This window comes from Aquabacterium sp., assembly GCF_021768455.1.
Classification (GTDB): Bacteria; Pseudomonadota; Gammaproteobacteria; order Burkholderiales; family Burkholderiaceae_C; genus Aquabacterium.
On sequence record NZ_JAIZVX010000031.1, the window covers coordinates 1 to 19,225 of the forward strand.

The 19,225-nt window shown below is 66.9% G+C and carries 18 protein-coding genes and 1 pseudogene; 7 read left to right on the forward strand and 12 right to left on the reverse strand.

From position 1 onward, the window contains the following. The 6 genes from hemA to QZ994_RS06320 form a co-directional block, all read left to right on the forward strand. The coding region (hemA, locus tag QZ994_RS06295; protein WP_290869784.1) for a glutamyl-tRNA reductase at positions 1-1,064 on the forward strand (1,064 nt) is incomplete at its 5' end. Between the two features lie 8 nt (positions 1,065-1,072). Further along, a complete protein-coding gene (gene prfA, locus QZ994_RS06300; protein WP_290869854.1) occupies positions 1,073-2,173 on the forward strand; it encodes a peptide chain release factor 1 in 1,101 nt (366 codons plus the stop codon). A gap of 8 nt (positions 2,174-2,181) precedes the next feature. Then, positions 2,182-3,024: a peptide chain release factor N(5)-glutamine methyltransferase gene (gene prmC, locus QZ994_RS06305; RefSeq protein WP_290869787.1), complete on the forward strand. Its 843-nt coding sequence runs from the start codon at positions 2,182-2,184 to the stop codon at positions 3,022-3,024. 138 nt (positions 3,025-3,162) lie between these two features. Beyond that, positions 3,163-3,963 carry a hypothetical protein gene (locus QZ994_RS06310; RefSeq protein WP_290869792.1) on the forward strand — a complete coding sequence of 267 codons (801 nt, stop codon included), beginning with the start codon at positions 3,163-3,165 and terminating at the stop codon, positions 3,961-3,963. 125 nt (positions 3,964-4,088) lie between these two features. Beyond that, a complete protein-coding gene (gene grxD / locus QZ994_RS06315) occupies positions 4,089-4,406 on the forward strand; it encodes a Grx4 family monothiol glutaredoxin (protein ID WP_290869795.1) in 318 nt (105 codons plus the stop codon). Further along, entirely contained in the window at positions 4,403-4,993 is a 591-nt protein-coding gene (locus QZ994_RS06320; protein WP_290869798.1) for a UbiX family flavin prenyltransferase, read from the forward strand. Before grxD ends, QZ994_RS06320 begins: the two co-directional genes overlap by 4 nt. A gap of 19 nt (positions 4,994-5,012) precedes the next feature. On the opposite strand, the gene QZ994_RS06325 is transcribed toward QZ994_RS06320, so the two are convergent. Together QZ994_RS06325 and QZ994_RS06330 are read right to left on the reverse strand one after the other, a co-directional pair. Continuing rightward, positions 5,013-5,618: a lytic transglycosylase domain-containing protein gene (locus QZ994_RS06325; protein WP_290869857.1), complete on the reverse strand. Its 606-nt coding sequence runs from the start codon at positions 5,616-5,618 to the stop codon at positions 5,013-5,015. Positions 5,619-5,761: 143 nt separating this feature from the next. Beyond that, entirely contained in the window at positions 5,762-7,531 is a 1,770-nt protein-coding gene (locus QZ994_RS06330; protein ID WP_290869801.1) for a proline--tRNA ligase, read from the reverse strand. A gap of 114 nt (positions 7,532-7,645) precedes the next feature. On the opposite strand from QZ994_RS06330, the gene QZ994_RS06335 reads away from it, so the two are divergent. Further along, positions 7,646-8,287: an RNA pyrophosphohydrolase gene (locus QZ994_RS06335; RefSeq protein WP_290869804.1), complete on the forward strand. Its 642-nt coding sequence runs from the start codon at positions 7,646-7,648 to the stop codon at positions 8,285-8,287. Positions 8,288-8,343: 56 nt separating this feature from the next. On the opposite strand, the gene QZ994_RS06340 is transcribed toward QZ994_RS06335, so the two are convergent. The 10 genes and pseudogenes from QZ994_RS06340 to QZ994_RS06385 all read right to left on the reverse strand — a co-directional run bounded on the left by QZ994_RS06340 (position 8,344) and on the right by QZ994_RS06385 (position 19,115). Further along, positions 8,344-9,411, reverse strand: a complete 1,068-nt coding sequence (locus tag QZ994_RS06340) for a putative solute-binding protein (protein WP_290869806.1) — start codon at positions 9,409-9,411, stop codon at positions 8,344-8,346. A gap of 213 nt (positions 9,412-9,624) precedes the next feature. After that, positions 9,625-10,743, reverse strand: a complete 1,119-nt coding sequence (gene proB / locus QZ994_RS06345) for a glutamate 5-kinase (protein WP_290869809.1) — start codon at positions 10,741-10,743, stop codon at positions 9,625-9,627. 840 nt (positions 10,744-11,583) lie between these two features. Continuing rightward, positions 11,584-12,615 (reverse strand): annotated as a pseudogene (cgtA, locus tag QZ994_RS06350) (Obg family GTPase CgtA); the annotation flags it as partial. A 135-nt stretch (positions 12,616-12,750) separates the two neighbouring features. Then, positions 12,751-13,008 (reverse strand): 50S ribosomal protein L27, encoded by a 258-nt coding sequence (rpmA, locus tag QZ994_RS06355; RefSeq protein ID WP_290869812.1) that lies wholly within the window; start codon positions 13,006-13,008, stop codon positions 12,751-12,753. A 47-nt stretch (positions 13,009-13,055) separates the two neighbouring features. After that, positions 13,056-13,370, reverse strand: coding sequence for a 50S ribosomal protein L21 (gene rplU / locus QZ994_RS06360; RefSeq protein WP_290869814.1), 315 nt, complete (start codon positions 13,368-13,370; stop codon positions 13,056-13,058). A gap of 100 nt (positions 13,371-13,470) precedes the next feature. Then, on the reverse strand, positions 13,471-14,715 hold the full coding sequence (locus QZ994_RS06365) for a patatin-like phospholipase family protein (RefSeq protein WP_290869816.1): 1,245 nt from the start codon (positions 14,713-14,715) through the stop codon (positions 13,471-13,473). A 57-nt stretch (positions 14,716-14,772) separates the two neighbouring features. Continuing rightward, positions 14,773-15,702, reverse strand: a complete 930-nt coding sequence (locus QZ994_RS06370; RefSeq protein WP_290869818.1) for a hypothetical protein — start codon at positions 15,700-15,702, stop codon at positions 14,773-14,775. 177 nt (positions 15,703-15,879) lie between these two features. Next, complete coding sequence (locus QZ994_RS06375; RefSeq protein WP_290869822.1) at positions 15,880-16,785, reverse strand: TIGR00730 family Rossman fold protein; 906 nt, start codon at positions 16,783-16,785, stop codon at positions 15,880-15,882. Positions 16,786-16,884: 99 nt separating this feature from the next. Further along, complete coding sequence (locus tag QZ994_RS06380; RefSeq protein WP_290869824.1) at positions 16,885-17,676, reverse strand: HesA/MoeB/ThiF family protein; 792 nt, start codon at positions 17,674-17,676, stop codon at positions 16,885-16,887. Then, positions 17,673-19,115, reverse strand: coding sequence for a S41 family peptidase (locus tag QZ994_RS06385; protein WP_290869826.1), 1,443 nt, complete (start codon positions 19,113-19,115; stop codon positions 17,673-17,675). The genes QZ994_RS06380 and QZ994_RS06385 overlap by 4 nt, the downstream gene beginning before the upstream one ends. Positions 19,116-19,225 lie beyond the last annotated feature (110 nt).

Genomic DNA, 19,225 nt, shown 5'->3' on the forward strand with positions numbered 1-19,225 from the left:
ACGTGCTCGAAGGCGGCCAGGCCGCGCGCCACGCCTTCCGCGTTGCATCGGGGCTGGACTCGATGGTGCTGGGCGAACCCCAGATCCTCGGCCAGATGAAGCAGGCCGTGCGCGAGGCCGACACCGCCGGCACCCTGGGCACCACCCTGCACCAGCTCTTCCAGCGCAGCTTCTCGGTGGCCAAAGAGGTGCGCACCTCGACCGAAATCGGCGCGCACTCGATCAGCATGGCCGCCGCCGCCGTGCGCCTGGCCAGCCAGCTCTTTGAAGACCTGAGCCGCACCAAGGTGCTGTTCGTGGGCGCGGGCGAGATGATCGAGCTCACCGCCACGCACTTTGCGGCCCGCAACCCGCGCGCCATGGCCGTGGCCAACCGCACCCTGGAGCGCGGCGAAAAACTCGCCACCCACCTGGGTGCCCAGGCCATGCGCCTGGCCGACCTGCCCGAACGCCTGCACGAGTTCGACATCGTCGTCTCCTGCACGGCCAGCAGCCTGCCCATCATCGGCCTGGGTGCCGTCGAGCGTGCGCTCAAGGCCCGCCGCCGCCGCCCCATGTTCATGGTCGACCTGGCCGTGCCACGCGACATCGAACCCGAAGCCGGCAAGCTCGGCGACGTCTACCTCTACACGGTCGACGACCTCTCCGCCCTGGTCCAGACCGCCGGAGAAAAGCGCCAGGCGGCCGTCGCCCAGGCCGAAGCCATCATCGAAACCGGCGTACAGGGCTTTGTGCACTGGCTTGACCAGCGCACCACCGTGCCCCTGATCCAGGCCCTCAATGGTCAGGCCGAAGCCTGGCGCAGCGCCGAACTGGCCCGCGCCCGCAAGCTGATCGCCAAGGGCGAAGACATCGAAGCCGTGCTCGAGGTGCTGGCCAAGGGCCTCACCCAGAAGATGCTGCACGGCGCCATGGCCGAACTGCACAGCGCCAACAGCCACCAGCGCCCACAGGTGGCCGCCTCGCTGGCCCGCCTCTTCCTGCGTGGCGAGGTGCCCGTGCCCGCCGCCAGCCCGCGCCGCAAGCTGCAGCTCGACGACCTCGACGACGAGGGCCAAGCGTGAGCGCCGGCCTGGCGCCCTCCCTCGCCTCCTCCCTCGAACGCCTGGCCCAGCGCCTGCAGGAGCTGGACGCCGCCCTGTCCGATCCCGTCATCGCGGCCGACAACCGGCGCTTCCGTGACCTCTCGCGCGAGCACGCCGAGGTCAGCGGCGTGTGCGACCTGGCCCAGCGCCACACCCAGCGCCAGCTCGACCTCGACACCGCCCGCGCCCTGCTGCTCGAAGCCGGTGACGACGCCGACATGCGCGACATGGCCGCGCAGGAGATCACCGAGGCCGAGGCCGAGATCGCCCAGCTCGAAGCCGCCCTGCAGACCGCCCTGCTGCCCAAGGACCCCGACGACGCCCGCCCGGCCTTCGTCGAAATCCGCGCCGGCACCGGTGGCGACGAATCGGCCCTCTTCGCCGCCGACCTGGCCCGCATGTACACCCGCCATGCCGAGCGCATGGGCTGGCAGTGCGAGGTGATGTCGGCCAGCGAGTCCGACCTGGGTGGCTACAAGGAAGTGGTGCTGCGCCTTGAAGGCCCCAACGTCTACGGGCAGCTCAAGTTCGAATCGGGCGGCCACCGCGTGCAGCGCGTGCCCGTCACCGAAACCCAGGGCCGCATCCACACCAGCGCCTGCACCGTGGCCGTGCTGCCCGAGCCAGACGAGGCCGAAGCGGTCAAGCTCAACCCCGCCGACCTGCGCATCGACACCTTCCGTGCCAGCGGCGCCGGGGGGCAGCACATCAACAAGACGGATTCGGCCGTGCGCGTGGTCCACCTGCCCACCGGCATCGTGGCCGAGTGCCAGGACGGCCGCAGCCAGCACAGCAACAAGGCCAAGGCCCTGCAGGTGCTGCAGGCCCGCATCCAGGAAAAGGAGCGCAGCGAGCGCGCCGCCAAGGAGGCCGCCACACGCAAGAGCCTGGTGGGCTCGGGCGACCGCTCCGACCGCATCCGCACCTACAACTTCCCTCAGGGTCGCTTCACCGACCACCGCATCAACCTCACGCTCTACAAGCTGGGCAGCATCATGGAAGGCGAACTCGACGACGTGATCGCCGCCATGCTCAGCGCCCAGGCCGCCGAACAACTGGCCGAGCTCGAAGCCTCGACCGGCATCTGAGGCCCACCATGTCCACCGACCCGCTGCCCACCACCGTCGACCAGGCCCTGCACACCGCCCGCACCCTGGGCCTGGACCGGCTCGACGCCCGCATGCTGCTGTGCGCCACCCTGCGGCAACCAGCCAGCTGGCTGCTGGCCCACGGCCCCGATGCCATCGAGCCTGAAAGAGCGCAGGCCTTCATGGACCAGGTCGCGCGCCGCGCCGCCGGCGAGCCCATCGCCTACATCCTGGGCGACAAGGAATTTTTCGGGCTCAGCCTGAACGTCTCGCCCAGCGTGCTCATCCCCCGGCCCGACACCGAAACCCTGGTCCACTGGGCACTGGAATGCATCCCCGAGGGCCATGCCGCGCCCTTCTCCGTGCTCGACCTCGGCACCGGCAGCGGCGCCATCGCCCTGGCCCTGCAACACGCCCGGCCCCAGGCCCAGGTGACCGCGGTCGACTTCAGCCCCAGCGCCCTGGCCACGGCGGCCGCCAACGCGCAGCGCCTGGGCCTGCCCTTGCGCTGCCTGCAAGGCAGCTGGCTGGCGCCCGTGGCCGGCGAGCGCTTCGACCTGATCGTCAGCAACCCGCCCTACATCGCCGAGGGCGACCCGCACCTCGCCGCCCTGCGCCACGAGCCCATCACCGCCCTGACCGCCGGCCCCGATGGCCTGGACGACCTGCGCCACATCGTGGCCCAGGCCCCCGCCCACCTCCAGCCCGGCGCCTGGCTCCTGCTGGAGCACGGTTACGACCAGGCCGAGGCCGTGCAGGCCCTGTTGCGCGCGGCCGGCTTCGAGGGCGTGACCACCCGCCACGACCTGGGCGAACAGCCCCGCTGCACCGGCGGCCACCTGCCAGCCTGATTCCGTGCATCCGTCACGAGGGGCAACCCCGAGGGCAGCGATCTGCCATGGCGTGAAAATGGGCTGACGAACGCATACATCTCTGCCGCACAGGCCACAGGCAGCCGCGTAGCATGAAGGCGTTCCCAGGAGACCGCCATGCCCCACACCACCGCCCTCGCCCACCGCCTGCCGCAGACCACGGCCCGCGTCGGCCTGCCCGCGCGCCGTGGGGTGCTCCGCACCGTCGCCGCCCTGCTGGCGATGGGCGCCGTGGCCGCCGCCCAGGCCCAGCTCGTGCCGCGTGCCGTGCACGCCTTCCACCAATCCGCCACCGGCGACCTGAGCGAAGCCCGCATCAGCTGGCACCCGGCCCTGCGCGCCACGGCCACAGACGCGCCCCCCGCCGGCAAAGGCCTGAGCACCACAGGCCGCGGCTTCTGGCCTCAGTGGGAAGGCCGCATCGGCATCGTCATCGACCGCCCCCTCAACCCCTTGAAAGACAGCTTCGTGCTGATGCAGCCCATGGCCACCGGCCTCAAACTGCGCAGCCTGCACGTGCTCTCCGATTACTACCTCGACGGCGGCTTCCGCGCCACCGCCGGCCTAGTGCGCGGCGAAACCGCCCAGGCCTGGTGGTCGGCCGGCGACCACGGCGGCGGGCTCAACCTCAGCCTGCAGCGCATCGACAGCCTGGGCATGGTGGCCAACCGTGTGCAGACCCCATCCGAACAGCGCCAGACACGCCCTTATGTGGGCGCCGGCTACAGCTCCCGCCTGAGCGACTCGGGCCAGGCCAGCGCCTGGCGCTTCAATGCCGACGTCGGCCTGGTCACGCAAGAGGCTGGCCGCATGAGCCAGCTCAGCCAGGTGATCCAGGGCAATATGGCGCTCGACCAGCTCGTGCGCGAACTGCGGCTGCGCCCGGTCGTCAAGGTCTCGCTGGGCTACGCCTTCTGAGCCCGGGGCGTGGGGCCACGCCAGCTTGTCCTCCTGAACTGCTGCAGATAGGCCTCACACCCCGCCGAGGCCCGGCAGGCCTGATATAACCGGGCCTGTTTCAGCAATCAGACATGGTCAAGGCTATGAGCAACGTTCAACAACGCATCGACGAACTCGTGAAGGGCAACCGCGTGGTGCTGTTCATGAAGGGCAACCCCACCTTCCCGCAATGCGGTTTCTCGGGTCGCGCCATCCAGATCCTCAAGGCCTGCGGCGTCACCGACCTCAAGACCGTCAACGTGCTGGAAGACGACGAAATCCGCCAGGGCATCAAGGAATACGCCAACTGGCCGACCATTCCCCAGCTCTACGTCAAAGGCGAGTTCGTGGGCGGCTCCGACATCATGATGGAGATGTACCAGGCCGGCGAACTGCAGCAGACCCTGGCCGCCGGCGAGTGAGCCTCGCGTCCCCCCAGCCGACCAGGCCACGCCGCCTGATCGTTGGCATCACCGGAGCCAGTGGCGCCGTCTATGGCGTGCGCCTGTTGGAGCGCGCCCGGGCCCTCGGGGTGGAGACCCACCTCGTGGCGACCTCTGCCGGCATCCTCAATGTGCACCACGAACTGGGCCTGAGCCGCTCCGAGCTCGATGCCCTCGCCAGCCAGGCGCATGCCCCGGCCGACGTGGGCGCCTGCATCGCCAGCGGCAGCTTCACCACCGATGCGATGGTGATCGCCCCCTGCTCCATGAAGACGCTGGCGGCGGTGGCCCACGGCCTGGGCGACAACCTGCTCACCCGCGCCGCCGACGTCACCCTGAAGGAGCGCCGGCGCCTTGTGCTGATGGTGCGCGAAACGCCTTTCAACCTGGCACACCTGCGCAACATGGTGGCGGTCACGGAGATGGGTGGCATTGTCTTCCCGCCATTGCCGGCCTTCTACCATCGGCCCCAGAGCATCGACGAACTCGTGAACGAGACGGTGGAGCGCGTGCTCGCCACCGTGCAGGTGCACGAGGCGCGCCCGCAGGAGTGGCAGGGGCTCTGAGCCCGAAGCGGGCGCTGGTTCAGTGCGCCGAATCGGCCAGCCGAACGGCGGCGGGCCCGCCCAATAACGCGTCGGCCACCTTCCAGGTGCGCCAGGCGGCCGTGACCATGTTGGGATACTCGGCCCGCCCACGGCTGCCGTTGTAGCGCCCCAGGGCCATGAACAGGTCGCCCCGTTCGCGGTCAAGGTAGTGCCGCAGGATCACGCAGCCAAAGCGGATGTTGGCCTGGGTGTGAAACAGGCTGCTGGCATCGCCATTGCCGATGCTGCGCGACCAGAACGGCATGACCTGCATGTAGCCCCGCGCGCCCACGGGCGAGACGGCGTACTTGCGAAAACCGCTTTCCACCTGGATGAGCCCCAGCACCAGGCTGGGCTCCAGACCGGCGCGCTTGGCCTCATAGCAGACGGTGTGCAGGAACTCGGTGCGCACCAGCTCTTCCGGCTTGCGCTTGCGCAGCTTGTCTTCCAGGGCCTCGCCCCAGCGCTCGCACTGGCGCCGCTGGGTCTCATCAGCAAAGGTGAGCGACGGCGCGCTGCGCCCGATGGCCGCCGACAGTGCCGAACGCACCGAGTCGGCCAGGGGCTCCTCCACCTGGGCACCGGCGTGCGCCGCCATCGGCATGACCGACCCGGTCAGCGCACACACGCCGGCCAGAGCCCACCACGAGGCCCGATCACACAGAGAACGCCAGATCCACATGAGCAGAGATTAAGCCAGCCCGGGATGCCACGATCGTGACAGCATCCCGGTTTCCTGGGGCTGTTTCAGACCGTTGCCGTCTGCAGGCGCGACAGCACATGACCAAGCAGCTCGGCCACGGGCACCTTGCTCGCCTCGGATTCGGTGCGGGCCTGGTACTCGGCCAGGCCGTCCTTCAGGCCCTTGTCGCCCAGCACCACGCGGTGCGGCACACCGATCAACTCCCAGTCGGCGAACATCGCGCCCGGGCGCTCGCCACGGTCGTCGAGGATGACGTCCACGCCCTTGGCCAGCAGCTCGGCATGCAGCGCATCGGCCGCCGCCTTCACGGCCTCGGAGCGGTCGTAGCCCACCGGGCAGATCACCACGGTGAAGGGCGCGATCGATTCGGGCCAGAGGATCCCGCGCTCGTCGTGGCGCTGCTCGATGGCGGCACCCAGGATGCGGGTCACGCCGATGCCGTAGCACCCCATCTCGAAGGGCTTGGGCTTGCCATCCACATCGAGGAAGGTCGCGTTCATGGCCTGCGAGTACTTGGTGCCCAGGTAGAACACATGGCCCACCTCGATGCCGCGCTGGATGGCCAGCACGCCCTTGCCGTCGGGCGAGGGATCGCCTTCGACCACATTGCGCAGGTCGGCCACCACATCGGGCTCGGGCAGGTCACGGCCCCAGTTCACACCGCGCAAGTGGTAAGGGGCTTCGTTGGCGCCGCAGACGAAGTCGGCCATGTTGACCACGGTGCGGTCGGCGACGATCTTCAGTGGCTTCTTCAGACCGACCGGGCCCAGGAAGCCCGGAGGGCAGCCAAAGTGCGCATCGATCTCGGCCTCGGTGGCAAAGCGGAAGTCGGCGCCCAGGGTCGTGCCATCGGGCAGCTTGACCTTGCTGGCCTTGACCTCGTTGAGCTCGTGGTCGCCACGGATCAGCAGCAGCCAGACGGTGGTTTTGACGATCTCGTCGGCTTCGTTGCGCGCATCGGTGGCCAGGACCAGGGCCTTGACCGTCTGGCTCAGGGGCAGACCCAGCTGTTCGGCCACCTTGGCGCAGGTGCTGGCACCGGGCGTGAGCACCTTGGCCATCGCCTCGGTCGGCGCGGCGCGCTCGGCGTTCAGCGACAGGGCCTCGGCCAGCTCGATGTTGGCAGCGTAGTCGCTGGTCGGGCAGTAGATGATGGCGTCTTCACCGGTGTCGGCGATCACCTGGAACTCGTGCGAGCGGTCGCCCCCGATGGCGCCGGTGTCGGCGGCCACGGCGCGGAACTGCAGGCCCAGGCGCTCGAAGATGCGGATGTAGGCGGCGTACATGCCGTCGTAGGTCTTGCCGGCGGCTTCCTGGTCACGGTCGAAGGAATAGGCGTCCTTCATCGTGAACTCGCGGCCACGCATGATGCCGAAGCGCGGGCGACGCTCGTCGCGGAACTTGGTCTGGATCTGGTAGAAGTTCTTCGGCAGCTGGCGGTAGCTGCGCAGCTCCTGGCGGGCGATGTCGGTGATCACCTCCTCTGCCGTGGGCTGGATGACGAAGTCGCGGCCATGGCGATCCTTGAAACGCAACAGCTCTTCGCCCATCTTGCCGAAGCGACCGGTTTCCTGCCAGAGCTCGGCGGGCTGCACCACCGGCATGCTCAACTCGACACAACCGGCCTTGTTCAGCTCTTCGCGGATGATGGCCTCGACCTTGCGGATCGAGCGCAGCCCCATGGGCATGTAGTTGTAGAGGCCTGCGCCCAGCTTCTTGATGAAGCCCGCCCGCATCATCAGCTTGTGGCTCACGATTTCAGCGTCGGCAGGGGCTTCCTTGAGGGTGGAAATGAAGAACTGGGAGGCTTTCATGGGGTCGCGTCGGGAGGCTCACAGCACCGGGGCGGGAAGGCCCTTGATGCTCGCGCTAGGCGAAGCGTCATTGCGGTGCAATAATGAAACCAGTTGAAAAATTCGGAGTTGATTATGCTCGACCGTGAAGGCTTTCGGCCCAACGTCGGCATCATCCTGCTCAATCACCGGAACCAGGTTTTCTGGGGCAAGCGCATCCGCACCCACTCCTGGCAGTTCCCGCAAGGTGGCATCAAATATGGTGAATCACCTGAGCAGGCGATGTTCCGCGAGCTCCACGAAGAAGTGGGCTTGCTGCCCGACCACGTCCGCATCGTGGCGCGCACCCGCGACTGGCTCCGCTACGAAGTCCCCCAGCACTTCATCCGCAAGGATGCCCGGGGGCACTACAAGGGCCAGAAGCAGATCTGGTTCCTGCTGCAGCTGACAGGCCGCGATTCCGACATGAACCTGCGGGCCACAAACCACCCCGAGTTCGACGCCTGGCGCTGGCATGAGTACTGGGTGCCACTGGAAGCCGTGATCGAGTTCAAACGGGGCGTCTACGAGATGGCCCTGTCCGAGCTCGCCCGCTTCCTGCCCAAGCCGCAAGGTGGCGGGGGTGGCAACCGCTTCCTGCGCGGCAACATGCGCAGTGGCCGCCGCAACGAAGACGGCAGCGACACCTTCGATGACGCCTTCGAAACCGAAGAGCCGCTGGAACCCAACGAAGGCCAGCCCCTGGGCAGCAGCCCTCACCCTCACGCCGGGCCCTGAACCCGGCCTGATGGCGACTCACCGGACGGGGCCGAGCCCCCGGCCGGCGAGCATCCTCATTCCACCTCGGTCTTGGAGGCGCACTCGGCGTCGGACGGGTTGATGCTGCAACGGGCACGCTTGATGATGTTCAGGCTGGTCTTGTTGTAGAGACCCTGCTTGGCGATCTCGATGCGCGACTCGCGGAACATCAGCACGTACTTGGGCACGCTTTCGGCGGGCAGGTCGTCCCACATGGCGGCCGGGATGCCCTTTTCGGCCTGGGCGATGATGCCCATGGCACGGTCGAACTGGCTCAGCCAGTAGCTGCGCGACTTCTCGCCAAACCCCTCGGGGAACTTGCCCTTGTTGACGATCACCTGCACCGTGGGGATCAGGATGGGGAAGCGGCCGATGCCACCGGTCTTGCCGATGCCCTTGTAGAGCTCGAATGGCTTGAAAGCCACGGCCGGCAGGGTGACCATGTCCACGAAGCCGTTGTTGAACTTCGGCCCGATGTTCGTCACGTCGACCGACACGGGCTGGGCGCCGATGCGCTGGATCATCACGCTCTGGGCCTTGTCGTAATCGAAGGCCGCGATCTTCTTGCCCGAGAGCGCCTCGACCGAGTTGACCTTGCGGTCGCGCACGATGGGGTAGGCCGCGCCCAGCGGGAAGATGCCCCCCACTTCGTACTGCCCTTCCACCATCAGCTTGCCGGCCTGGGGCGAGGCAAAGACCTGGATCACCTTGCGCACCACCTCATAGGAGGCGTCGATGTCGACCTTGCCGTTCTTGATGATGGTGGTCGAGCCGATGGAGTCGAGCGAACCCGCCACGCCGTTGAACTGGCGGGTGCGGAAGGCGGTGGCGATCACGCCGTCGCACTGGCCGGCGCGGAAGTCTTCGATGGCCACGCGCTCGTCGACGTAGCTCTTGAGTTCGATGTCGGCACCGGCCTTCTGCATGGCCAGGGCGTAGTCGGTGGCTGCGGCGTACACGTCGCCCGTCTTGCCGGCAACGTCCCACACGCAGACCAGGTGCTTGGCCTGGGCCACGGGGGCAACCAGGGCGCCGGCGACCAGGGCAGTGGCGGCGGCCACATGGGAGGCAGACAGGGAAAGGGGCTTGAAAGAAAGGGACATGGAGCCTCCGGAGCGCGCACCCTCAGGTGCCAGGGGAAAAAGACAGAACACGGTCTGCTTTGTAACGCCCCGCCCCCATCTCGACCGGACGGGACTACCCCAATATGGCATCAGATGTTGTCACAATTCACGACAGGGCGTCCGCATTTCCCGAGGCATGAAAGCGCGGCAAGCGCCACGCCACGCCCGTCGTTCAGCGCTGAGCGTTCAGCCTCAGGCCAGGACCAGGTTGTCGCGATGGATCATCTCGGGCTCGTTCGCAAAGCCCAGGGCCGCCTCGATCTCGGATGAGGCCTTGCGCACCAGGCGGCGGGCCTCGCCACTGGCGTAATTGGCCAGGCCGCGGGCCACGTCCTGCCCTTGCAGGGTGCGCACGGCGATCACGTCGCCGCGGTGGAAATCGCCCACCACTTCGACCATGCCGATGGGCAGCAGGCTCTTGCCTTCGTCGCGCAGTTTGGCGACGGCACCATCGTCCACCACCACCGCACCACGCAGTTGCAGGTGATCGGCCATCCATTGCTTGCGGGCGGTCAGCTTGGCGGTGTCGGCCACAAAGAGCGACCCGATCGCTTCGCCCTGCGTGAGGCGCACGAGCACCTCGGGCTCACGGCCCCATGCGATCACGGTGGACGCGCCTGAACCGGCTGCACGCTTGGCGGCCAGCACCTTGGTGATCATGCCGCCCGTGCCCACGCGGGAGCCGGCGCCACCGGCCATCTGCTCCAGCGAGGGATCGCCTGCGGTGGCCACGTCGATGAACCGGGCAGACGGGTCCTTGCGCGGGTCGGCGCTGTAGAGGCCCTTCTGGTCGGTCAGGATGACCAGGGCGTCCGCCTCGACCAGGTTGGCCACCAGCGCACCCAGGGTGTCGTTGTCACCGAACTTGATCTCGTCGGTGACGACGGTGTCGTTTTCATTGATGACCGGCACCACCTTGTGCGACAGCAGCGTCACCAGGGTGGAGCGGGCGTTGAGGTAACGCTCGCGATCGGCCAGGTCGGCATGCGTGAGCAGCACCTGGGCACTGCCCATGCCGTGCTCGCGCAGCTTGGATTCGTACATCTGGGCCAGGCCCATCTGCCCCACGGCGGCCGCGGCCTGCAGTTCGTGGATTTCTTTCGGTCGGGTGGTCCAGCCCAGGCGCTTCATGCCTTCGGCAATCGCACCGCTGGACACCATGATGACCTCGCGCCCATCGGCCGCCAGGGCCGCCATCTGGCGACACCAGGTGCCGATGGCATCGGCGTCCACCCCCCGCCCCTCGTTCGTGACCAGGCTGGAACCCACCTTCACGACAATGCGGCGGGCGTTCTTCAACACATCGTTCATGGCGGCAGGCTCAGGCGGTCAGGCGGGGCGATCGGGGACGGACGAGGGTTCTCAGCGGGCCTTCTTGGCGCTGGCCTTCTTGGCAGCGACCTTCTTTGCAGCGGCCTTCTTTGCAGCGGCCTTCTTGGCCACAGGCGCCTTGGCGACCGGCTTGGCGGCAGCCTTCACGGTCTTGGCTGCGGCCTTCTTGGCAGGTGCCACCGGTGCGGCCTTCACAGCGGCCTTTTTCACCACAGCAGCAGGCTTGGCAGCCTTGACCGCGGCCTTCTTGGCGGCAACCTTCACGGTCTTGGCAGCGGCCTTCTTGGCAGGCGCCACCGGGGCCTTCACAGCGGCCTTTTTCACCACAACAGCAGGCTTGGCAGCCTTGACCGCGGCCTTCTTGGCCACGGGTGCCTTGGCGACCGGCTTGGCGGCAGCCTTCACGGTCTTGGCGACAGCCTTCTTGGCAGGTGCCACCGGGGCCTTCACGGGGGCCTTTTTCACCACAGCAGCAGGCTTGGCAGCCTTGACCGCGGCCTTCTTGGCCACGGGTGCCTTGGCGACCGGCTTGGCAGCGGCCTTCACGACCTTGGCGGCGACCGTCTTGGCAGATGCCACCGGGGCCTTCACGGCCTTCTTCACAACCTTGGGGGTCACGTCCTTGGCGGCGGCCTTCTTGGCAACGGGCTTGGCGGTCTTGGGGGCGGCGATTTTCTTCACGGCGGCTTTCTTGCTGGAGGCCTGATCGGCCGAGGTTTTCTTGGGTTTGACCAAGGATTCGATGTCGGCGTCATAGCTGATGCCGGCGCGGGCCATCAGGTCGCTGGCCATGGGCAGGGTGGCCTCCACGTCGAAGCGGATGTCGCTTTCTTCGTGGTGCTCCTGCATGGCCGCAACGTGCTGGTAGATGGTCTGGACGAGCTGCTCACAGCCCTGGCGGGTGAGGGCCGAGATCTGGAAGACCGGGCCTTTCCAGCCGTATCGGCGCACGAACTCGAGCACGCGGGTGACGCGCTCTTCCTCGGGCACCATGTCCAGCTTGTTGAGCACGAGCCAGCGCGGCTTGTCGTAGAGCGCCTGGTCGTAGATCTTGAGTTCGTTGACGATGGCGCGGGCCTGCTGCACCGGGTCGGTGTCGTCAAACGGGGCCAGGTCGATCACGTGCAGCAGCACGCGGGTGCGCTGCAAGTGACGCAGGAAATAGTGGCCCAGGCCGGCACCTTCCGAAGCGCCTTCGATCAGGCCAGGGATGTCGGCGACCACGAAGCTTTTCTCCGGGCCCACACGCACCACACCCAGGTTGGGGTGCAGGGTGGTGAAGGGGTAGTCGGCGATCTTGGGCTTGGCGTTCGAGATGGCGGCGATCAGGGTCGACTTGCCCGCGTTGGGCATGCCCAGCAGACCGACGTCGGCCAGCACGCGCAATTCGAGCTTGATCTTGAAGGCCTGGCCCGGCCAGCCCGGCGTCTTTTTCTTGGGCGCGCGGTTGGTGGCGGTCTTGAAGTGCAGGTTGCCGAAGCCACCGTCACCGCCCTTGGCCAGCAGGCGCTGCTCGCCGTGCTCCAGCAACTCCATCATCACTTCGCCGGTTTCGAAGTCGCTGATGATGGTGCCCACGGGCATGCGCAGGATGATGTCGGGGCCGGCCGCGCCAAACTGGTCGGAGCCGCGCCCCTGCTCGCCATTGCGCGCCTCATGGCGGCGTGCATAGCGGTAGTCGATCAGGGTGTTGATGTTGCGGTCGGCCACCACGTAGACATGGCCGCCGCGTCCACCGTCACCACCATTGGGGCCACCGAAGGGGATGAACTTCTCGCGACGGAAGCTGATGCAACCGCTGCCGCCGTTGCCGGCGGCCACGTCAATGGTGGCTTCATCGAAGAATTTCATGGTTCAGGTGTCCTGGTGGTGCAGGCGCTGCCGGGCGCTCCCGGCTCGCGCGGAGAAGAAACACAAAAGCCCCGGAACAGGCCGAGGCTTTGGTTCAGGCAGCCCGCAGGCTGCTTGAGATCAGCGTGAGCGTGATCAGACCGGGGTCACGACGACCGTCTTGCGGTTCAGCGAACCCTTGACGGTGAAGGACACGTGGCCGTCGACGAGCGCGAACAGGGTGTGGTCGCGGCCCATGCCGACGTTGGTGCCGGCGTGGAAACGGGTGCCGCGCTGGCGCACGATGATCGAGCCAGCGGAGATCAGTTCACCGCCGTAGGCCTTCACGCCGAGCATCTTTGGTTGGGAGTCACGGCCGTTCCGCGTGGAACCGCCGCCTTTTTTCTGTGCCATGGATCTGCTCCTTCAGGGCTGGATGAGGTGGGACGATTCGAGGCGAATCAGGCGTTCACGGAGCTGATTTGCAGCTCGGTGTAGTTCTGACGGTGGCCTTGACGCTTCTGGTAGTGCTTGCGACGGCGCATCTTGAAGATGCGAACCTTGTCGTGACGACCTTGCGACAGAACCGTCGCCTTGACCGTTGCGCCAGCCACCAAGGGCGTGCCAACCTTGAGTTCAGCGCCGGAGCCGACTGCCAGAACCTGGTCGATCACGATCTCTTGGCCAACTTCCGCAGCAATCTGTTCTACTTTAATTTTTTCGCCAACGGCAACTTTGTATTGCTTGCCGCCGGTTTTTATGACCGCGTATGACATGGGGAGACCTTTCAGGGAAAAGAACTTTCTTCGCACGCGGCAAGCACCCATGAAAGGCACTCGCAAAATGCGAAGCTCTCCACTCTATCACAGCCCAGGCTCAGAGTAAAGCGTCCGCCATGTGCGCCAGTTCGGCCATGCGCTGCGCCTCGCTCGCCCTGGCGCCCCAGCCGAAGAAGGCACACACCTCGTCGCGCTTGGCCAGGGCATCGGTGAACCCCAGGTGCATGAGCTCCCGGGTGAAGGACGACTCGAACAGCAGGTAGCTCGCCAGGGCCGAGCCTCGCGCGGTCTTGCCCCGCCCGTACACGCCCACCGCACGCAGCATGGCGCGCACGGCTGGCGGCAGGGCCCAGAGGTGGCGGGCGGCGATGTCGTCGATGCGCTGACTGGGCGCGATCACCAGCACCTCGACCGGCCTGAGCTGGCTGACCGCACGCTGTTCGGCATTGAGCAGAGCCAGGGTCTTGTTGACGCGCTGCAGCCGCTCGATGTCCACCGCCAGGGCGTCCAGGAAGATGCTGGACATGGCGTGGCCCGCGATCTGGGCAAGGTTGGGGTACTCGACCACGGCCTGACGCGGCGCGGGCGGCTCGTGCAGGCGCCCTGCCCCGATCACCAGAATGCGGTCGGCTCCCAGGTGAATGGCGGGGGAAATGGGCGCGGCCTGGCGCATGGCTCCGTCACCAAAGTAATGGGGACGACCATCGACCTCCAACTGGATCGCCGGGAACACAAAGGGGATCGCCGACGAGGCCATCAGGTGGTCGATGGAGAGCGGCGCACAAACGCTCAGGCGCTGGGAACGCGCCCAGGGCTCGATCGGCCGGGCGCTGTCGTAGAAGGTGACGTGCTCACCCGTGGTGTAACTGGATGCCGAGATGGCCACGGCATCAAGGTGCCCCTCGGCCATGAGCTTGGGCAGGCGGTCGATGCGGAACAGGTCGGGCAGAAAGTGGCGCAGGGGCTCGTTGTCGAGCAGGGACCGCGGACGGGCGCGGCGCCACCGGGCCAGGGCCCAGCCCAGTGAAAACAGCGACAGCCATTTGGCCCCGCTGCGGATGACGCCAAAGGAGTCGGCGCGGTAGACCTGCTCAGACCGGAAGTCACGCCAGACCTCGACCATCGCCCGCACGGCGAGGTCGTAGTGATCAGCCCGGCAGGCCAGGGCCAGGCCATTGATGGCGCCGGCCGATGTGCCGCTGATGATCTGGAACGGATTGCTGCGCCGGGACTCGCCCGCCTCCTGCCGAATGTGCTGCAGCGCCTGGAGCACGCCCACCTGGTAGGCGGCGCGGGCGCCCCCACCAGTGAGGATCAATGCGGTTTTGCCAGACGAACTCATGGCGTGTTATCGACCGCCCCCGCCCCTGAATTGAGCACTGCCAGAACTGACCCGAGATCAGACCGGACGCATGCGCGACATCCGCCACCGACGGGCTGCCGCCAGCATCAGGAGGCCCACGGCCATCTGCCAGCGGGTCTCAGGCTCGGGCACCGTGGCCACGGCCGAAGCCAGGCCCACATCACGGAGGATGGCCAGGTCCAGCTCGGACACAGTGTAACGCCGGCCCTGCAGAAAGTAGACACCATTCATCAGGTCCAGCAGCAGGTCGTCCCCCACCAATCCGGCCGCATTGCCCACATGGCGGTAATTGCCGAAGGTGAGGGGCACAGGCCCACCGTAGACGGCCTGGGCCGCAGCACCAAAAAAGTACAAGCCGCCAGCAGAATCGCCCGGCAGCGTTCCGACCAGGGCATCGTAGGTGGAGGCATAACTGGCCGGCAAGACGCCGCTGGCGTCATCACGCCAGCCGTTGAAGCCCAGGGCGTGACCCAACTCATGAAGGAACACCGAGCGCGCGTCGATCTGGCTGGTCGGCACCACGTCGTCCATCAGGTTGTAAGGCGTGGGGTCGAACCAGAGCTCGTTCTGCAGGTAGCCATCGACGCCAAGGTAGATGCGGACATCGACGTCGTCTCCGTTGACATCGATGCCAGTCTTCAGCTTGGCCGCGGCGCCTTGTTCATAAAGACTGATCCCTGCGGCGCTGCCGTCGAAGCTGGCACTGGCACTGGCGCCACTGGCCGTGGGCATGGACAGAAACCCGACCTGAACGGTCAGCGTGGTGTCCGCCCCCAGGTCGAGCAGGGACATCCACTCTGCACCCGCAGCCTGCAGGCTGAGCGCGATCTCGTCATGGTAAGCAGCGTACTGCCCGAGCGGATCGTCAAAAGCAACGGACAACAGCGACGCCCCCTGAGCACCGCTCGCCACGAGGCCCCAGAACAGCCCCCATGCGACCAAGGCCTTGCGCGACGCGTGAAACATGAACACCCCTTGCTGACCGACTGTTGTTATGCAAGCAATGTACAAGCCAGTCAAGCGGGTGAACATCCCTTGGAAACGTGATGCCCCCACAGTTCCACCTGACCACGTGGCTCAGCAGGAACGGGCGCACGCCGGAGGCCGGGGTTTCCCCGCCGTGCGCGCTGCATTCCAAGCACCTCACCACCCGCAGGCCGAATCCCCTTCAGGCTGGCCCAGACCATAGACCTGCTGCAGGGTCTGCCAGGCCTCGTCGGCGGTCTCGACGTAGCGGAAGAGGTTGACGTCACCAGGGCTGATCATGCCGGTCTCGACCAGGTGGTCCATGTTGATGAGCCTGGTCCAGAACTCACGACCGAAGAGCAGCACGGGGCGCTTGCGGCACTTGCCGGTCTGCATCAGGGTCAGGACTTCGAAGAGCTCGTCCAGGGTGCCGAAGCCACCCGGGAAGCACACCAGTGCCACCGAGCGCATCAGGAAGTGCATCTTGCGCAGCGCGAAGTAGTGGAACTGGAAGCAGAGCTTGGGCGTGATGTAGGGGTTGGGCTCCTGCTCATGGGGCAGGACGATGTTGAGGCCGATGCTCTTGCCGCCCACCTCGTGGGCACCCCGGTTGCCGGCCTCCATCACGCCCGGACCACCGCCCGTGACGACGTAGATGGGCGATTTCAGCTGGGCCGAGTGGTTGGTGACCAGGCTGGCGAAGGCGCGAGCCTCTTCGTAATAGCGCGACATGGCCAGGTGGCTGCGGGCCTGGCGCAGGGCCTGCTCGCGGGCCTCGCCATCGGGCAGGGCTTCTGCTTCGGCCACGCGGGCCTGGGCATCTTCGGCCGAAAGGATGCGGGCGCTGCCGAACATGACGATGGTGGACTCGATGTTCTCTTCGCGCTGCACCATCTCGGGCTTGAGCAGCTCCAGCTGCATGCGCACGGGGCGCAACTCGGGATGAAGCAGGAATTCGGCGTCGGCGAAGGCCAGGTCATAGCTGCTGTCGGGGCCGCCGTACAGCGAAGGTTTGGGCGCGTTGCGGGCGTCCTGGCCGGCCGTGGGGAAGTTGCGCTCGAGCAGCTCTTTGGGGTTGTTCATGGCGGGCGATCCTGCTGGATGGGCAGTCCAGTATGCCGCCGTGCCGCCTGGCGCAGGGGGTGAAAAAGCCCGCTGCGCCCAGGGTGTTGCGGGCAGACCTCAGTGATCCGGGTGGCCGCCCGCGCCGCCACAGACCGGGCAGGCAGGATCGCGCCGGGCGCGCAATTCGGTCCAGCGCCAGCTGCGGCCATCGAGCATCAACAGGCGCCCGGCCAGGCCTTCGTGGCCGCGCCAAGTGCCATCGGGCGAAGCCTGCAGCAGCAGCTTGAGCGCCTCGCCGGCCTGCATCACGCCCATGAGGCCCACGACGGGCGCGAACACCCCCAGCAGGGCGCAGCGGGTTTCCTGCGGCGGCGCATCGGGCGGGAAGAGGCAGGCGTAGCAAGGGCTGTCTGCGTCGCGCGGGTCGAAGACGCTGATCTGGCCGTCCCAGCGCAGGGCCGAGGCCGAGACCAAGGGTACGCCGGCGGCGCGCGCCTCGCGGTTGATGAGCTGGCGGATGGCAAAGCCATCGGTGCAGTCGAGCACCACGTCGGCGTCGGGCATCAGCCGGCGCAGCAGGGCTTCGTCGGCGGCCTGGTGCACGGTGTTCAGGTGCACGCCCGGGTTGAGATCGCTCAGCGCGGCCGCGGCCGAGGCCACTTTGGGCTGGCCGATGCGGGGGGTGCTGTGGAGCACCTGCCGCTGGAGGTTGGTGAGGTCGACCTCGTCCGGATCGACCACGGTGAGCCGCCCCACCCCGGCCGCAGCCAGGTACAGCAGGGCGGGCGCCCCCAGGCCACCGGCCCCGATGACCAGGGCGTGCGCGTTCAGAAGGTGGTCTTGTGCGACCTCGCTGAACTCGTCGAGCAGCAGGTGGCGGCTGTAGCGCAGGCGCTGGTCGTCGTTCACTGCGCCTTGTTGTCTTCGGGCTTGCGCTCGGTCATGGTCTTGGAGACCAGCACCGGCTTGCCTTGCAGGCGGTTCAGGGCCTGGCGCAGCGGGAAGTCTTCGGCGGTGCCGAATTCAGGCAGGGGCTTGGGCGCCTCGTTCTTCTTGGCGTTGGCCTCTTCCAGCTTCTTCATCGCCTCTTCACGGGCCTTCTCGCGGGCGGCATCCTTGACCTCGTCGCCCTGGCCGCTGGTGATGTGCTTCTCCAGGTCGGCTTCGCGAACGCGCAGCGCCGAGTAGAGGTTGCCTTCGGCGGATTCGTCCACCATGACGTCGGGCACGATGCCTTTGGCCTGGATGGATCGGCCGCTCGGGGTGTAGTAGCGGGCGGTGGTGATCTTCAGGCCGGTGTCGGCACTGAGCTGGCGCACGGTCTGCACCGAGCCCTTGCCAAAGGTCTGGCCACCCATGATGACGGCGCGCTTGTGGTCCTGCAGGGCGCCAGAGACGATCTCGGAGGCCGAGGCCGAGCCTTCGTTGACCAGCACCACCAGGGGCACGGTCTTGAGCGCGGCAGGCAGCTTGGCCAGCGGATCGGTGCCGAAACGGCGGGAGTAGTCGTCGGCGCGGGCCTTGAAGGTGGCCTTGGATTCCGGCAGCTGGCCGTTGGTCGAGACCACGGTCACGTCCTTCGGCAGGAAGGCCGCCGAGATGGCGATGGCACCTTCGAGCAGGCCGCCCGGGTCGTTGCGCAGGTCGAGCACCAGGCCCTTGAGCTTGGGGTCTTCCTTGTAGAGGGCGTTGACCTTGGTGACGAAGTCTTCGACGGTGCGGTCCTGGAACTGGCTCACGCGGACCCAGCCGTAACCGGGCTCGACCATCCTGGCGCGCACGCTCTGCACGCGGATTTCCTCGCGCACGATGGTGACGGGGAAGCTGCGGTTCTCGGCCTTGCGGAAGACGGTGAGGATGACCTTGGTGCTGGGCTCGCCGCGCATGCGCTTGACGGCCTGGTCCATGGTCAGGCCCTTGACGAAGGTCTCGTCGATCTTGGTGATCAGGTCGCCGCTCTTGAGCCCGGCGCGGAAGGCGGGCGAGCCTTCGATGGGGGAGACCACCTTGACCAGGCCGTCTTCCATGCCGATCTCGATGCCCACGCCCACGAACTTGCCCGTGGTGCCTTCGCGGAATTCCTTGAAGCTGTTCTTGTCGAAATAGGCGGAGTGCGGATCCAGGCCGGCGACCATGCCGCCGATGGCATCCGAAATCAGCTTCTTCTCATCGGCCGGTTCGACGTAATCGGTCTTGATCATCCCGAAGACAGCGGCCAGTTGCTGCATTTCTTCCAGCGGCAAGGGCGCCACCGTGTTGCGGGCCGTGGCCCCGAGTTGCAGCGTGGTCAAACCACCGGCCAGCGCACCCAGCGCGACCCAGCCTGCGATCTTCAATTTGGAGGTCATGGCGTCCATTGCCTTGTTGAACCAGCTTGGCAGGTTGTCAGCTCAACCCGCTCTGTGACCAATCAGTATAGGGTCGACGCCCGTGCCCAAGTGGGGAATAAGAAGAGATC

Coding starts and splice junctions, on each gene's coding strand:
- proB (WP_290869809.1), bottom strand. CDS start 10,743: ATGAACGATGTGTTGAAGAACGCCCGCCGCATTGTCGTGAAGGTGGGT.
- QZ994_RS06385 (WP_290869826.1), bottom strand. CDS start 19,115: ATGACCTCCAAATTGAAGATCGCAGGCTGGGTCGCGCTGGGTGCGCTG.
- prmC (WP_290869787.1), top strand. CDS start 2,182: ATGTCCACCGACCCGCTGCCCACCACCGTCGACCAGGCCCTGCACACC.
- QZ994_RS06325 (WP_290869857.1), bottom strand. CDS start 5,618: ATGCCGATGGCGGCGCACGCCGGTGCCCAGGTGGAGGAGCCCCTGGCC.
- grxD (WP_290869795.1), top strand. CDS start 4,089: ATGAGCAACGTTCAACAACGCATCGACGAACTCGTGAAGGGCAACCGC.
- rplU (WP_290869814.1), bottom strand. CDS start 13,370: ATGTCATACGCGGTCATAAAAACCGGCGGCAAGCAATACAAAGTTGCC.
- QZ994_RS06365 (WP_290869816.1), bottom strand. CDS start 14,715: ATGAGTTCGTCTGGCAAAACCGCATTGATCCTCACTGGTGGGGGCGCC.
- rpmA (WP_290869812.1), bottom strand. CDS start 13,008: ATGGCACAGAAAAAAGGCGGCGGTTCCACGCGGAACGGCCGTGACTCC.
- QZ994_RS06330 (WP_290869801.1), bottom strand. CDS start 7,531: ATGAAAGCCTCCCAGTTCTTCATTTCCACCCTCAAGGAAGCCCCTGCC.
- QZ994_RS06335 (WP_290869804.1), top strand. CDS start 7,646: ATGCTCGACCGTGAAGGCTTTCGGCCCAACGTCGGCATCATCCTGCTC.
- QZ994_RS06310 (WP_290869792.1), top strand. CDS start 3,163: ATGCCCCACACCACCGCCCTCGCCCACCGCCTGCCGCAGACCACGGCC.
- QZ994_RS06340 (WP_290869806.1), bottom strand. CDS start 9,411: ATGTCCCTTTCTTTCAAGCCCCTTTCCCTGTCTGCCTCCCATGTGGCC.
- QZ994_RS06375 (WP_290869822.1), bottom strand. CDS start 16,785: ATGAACAACCCCAAAGAGCTGCTCGAGCGCAACTTCCCCACGGCCGGC.
- QZ994_RS06370 (WP_290869818.1), bottom strand. CDS start 15,702: ATGTTTCACGCGTCGCGCAAGGCCTTGGTCGCATGGGGGCTGTTCTGG.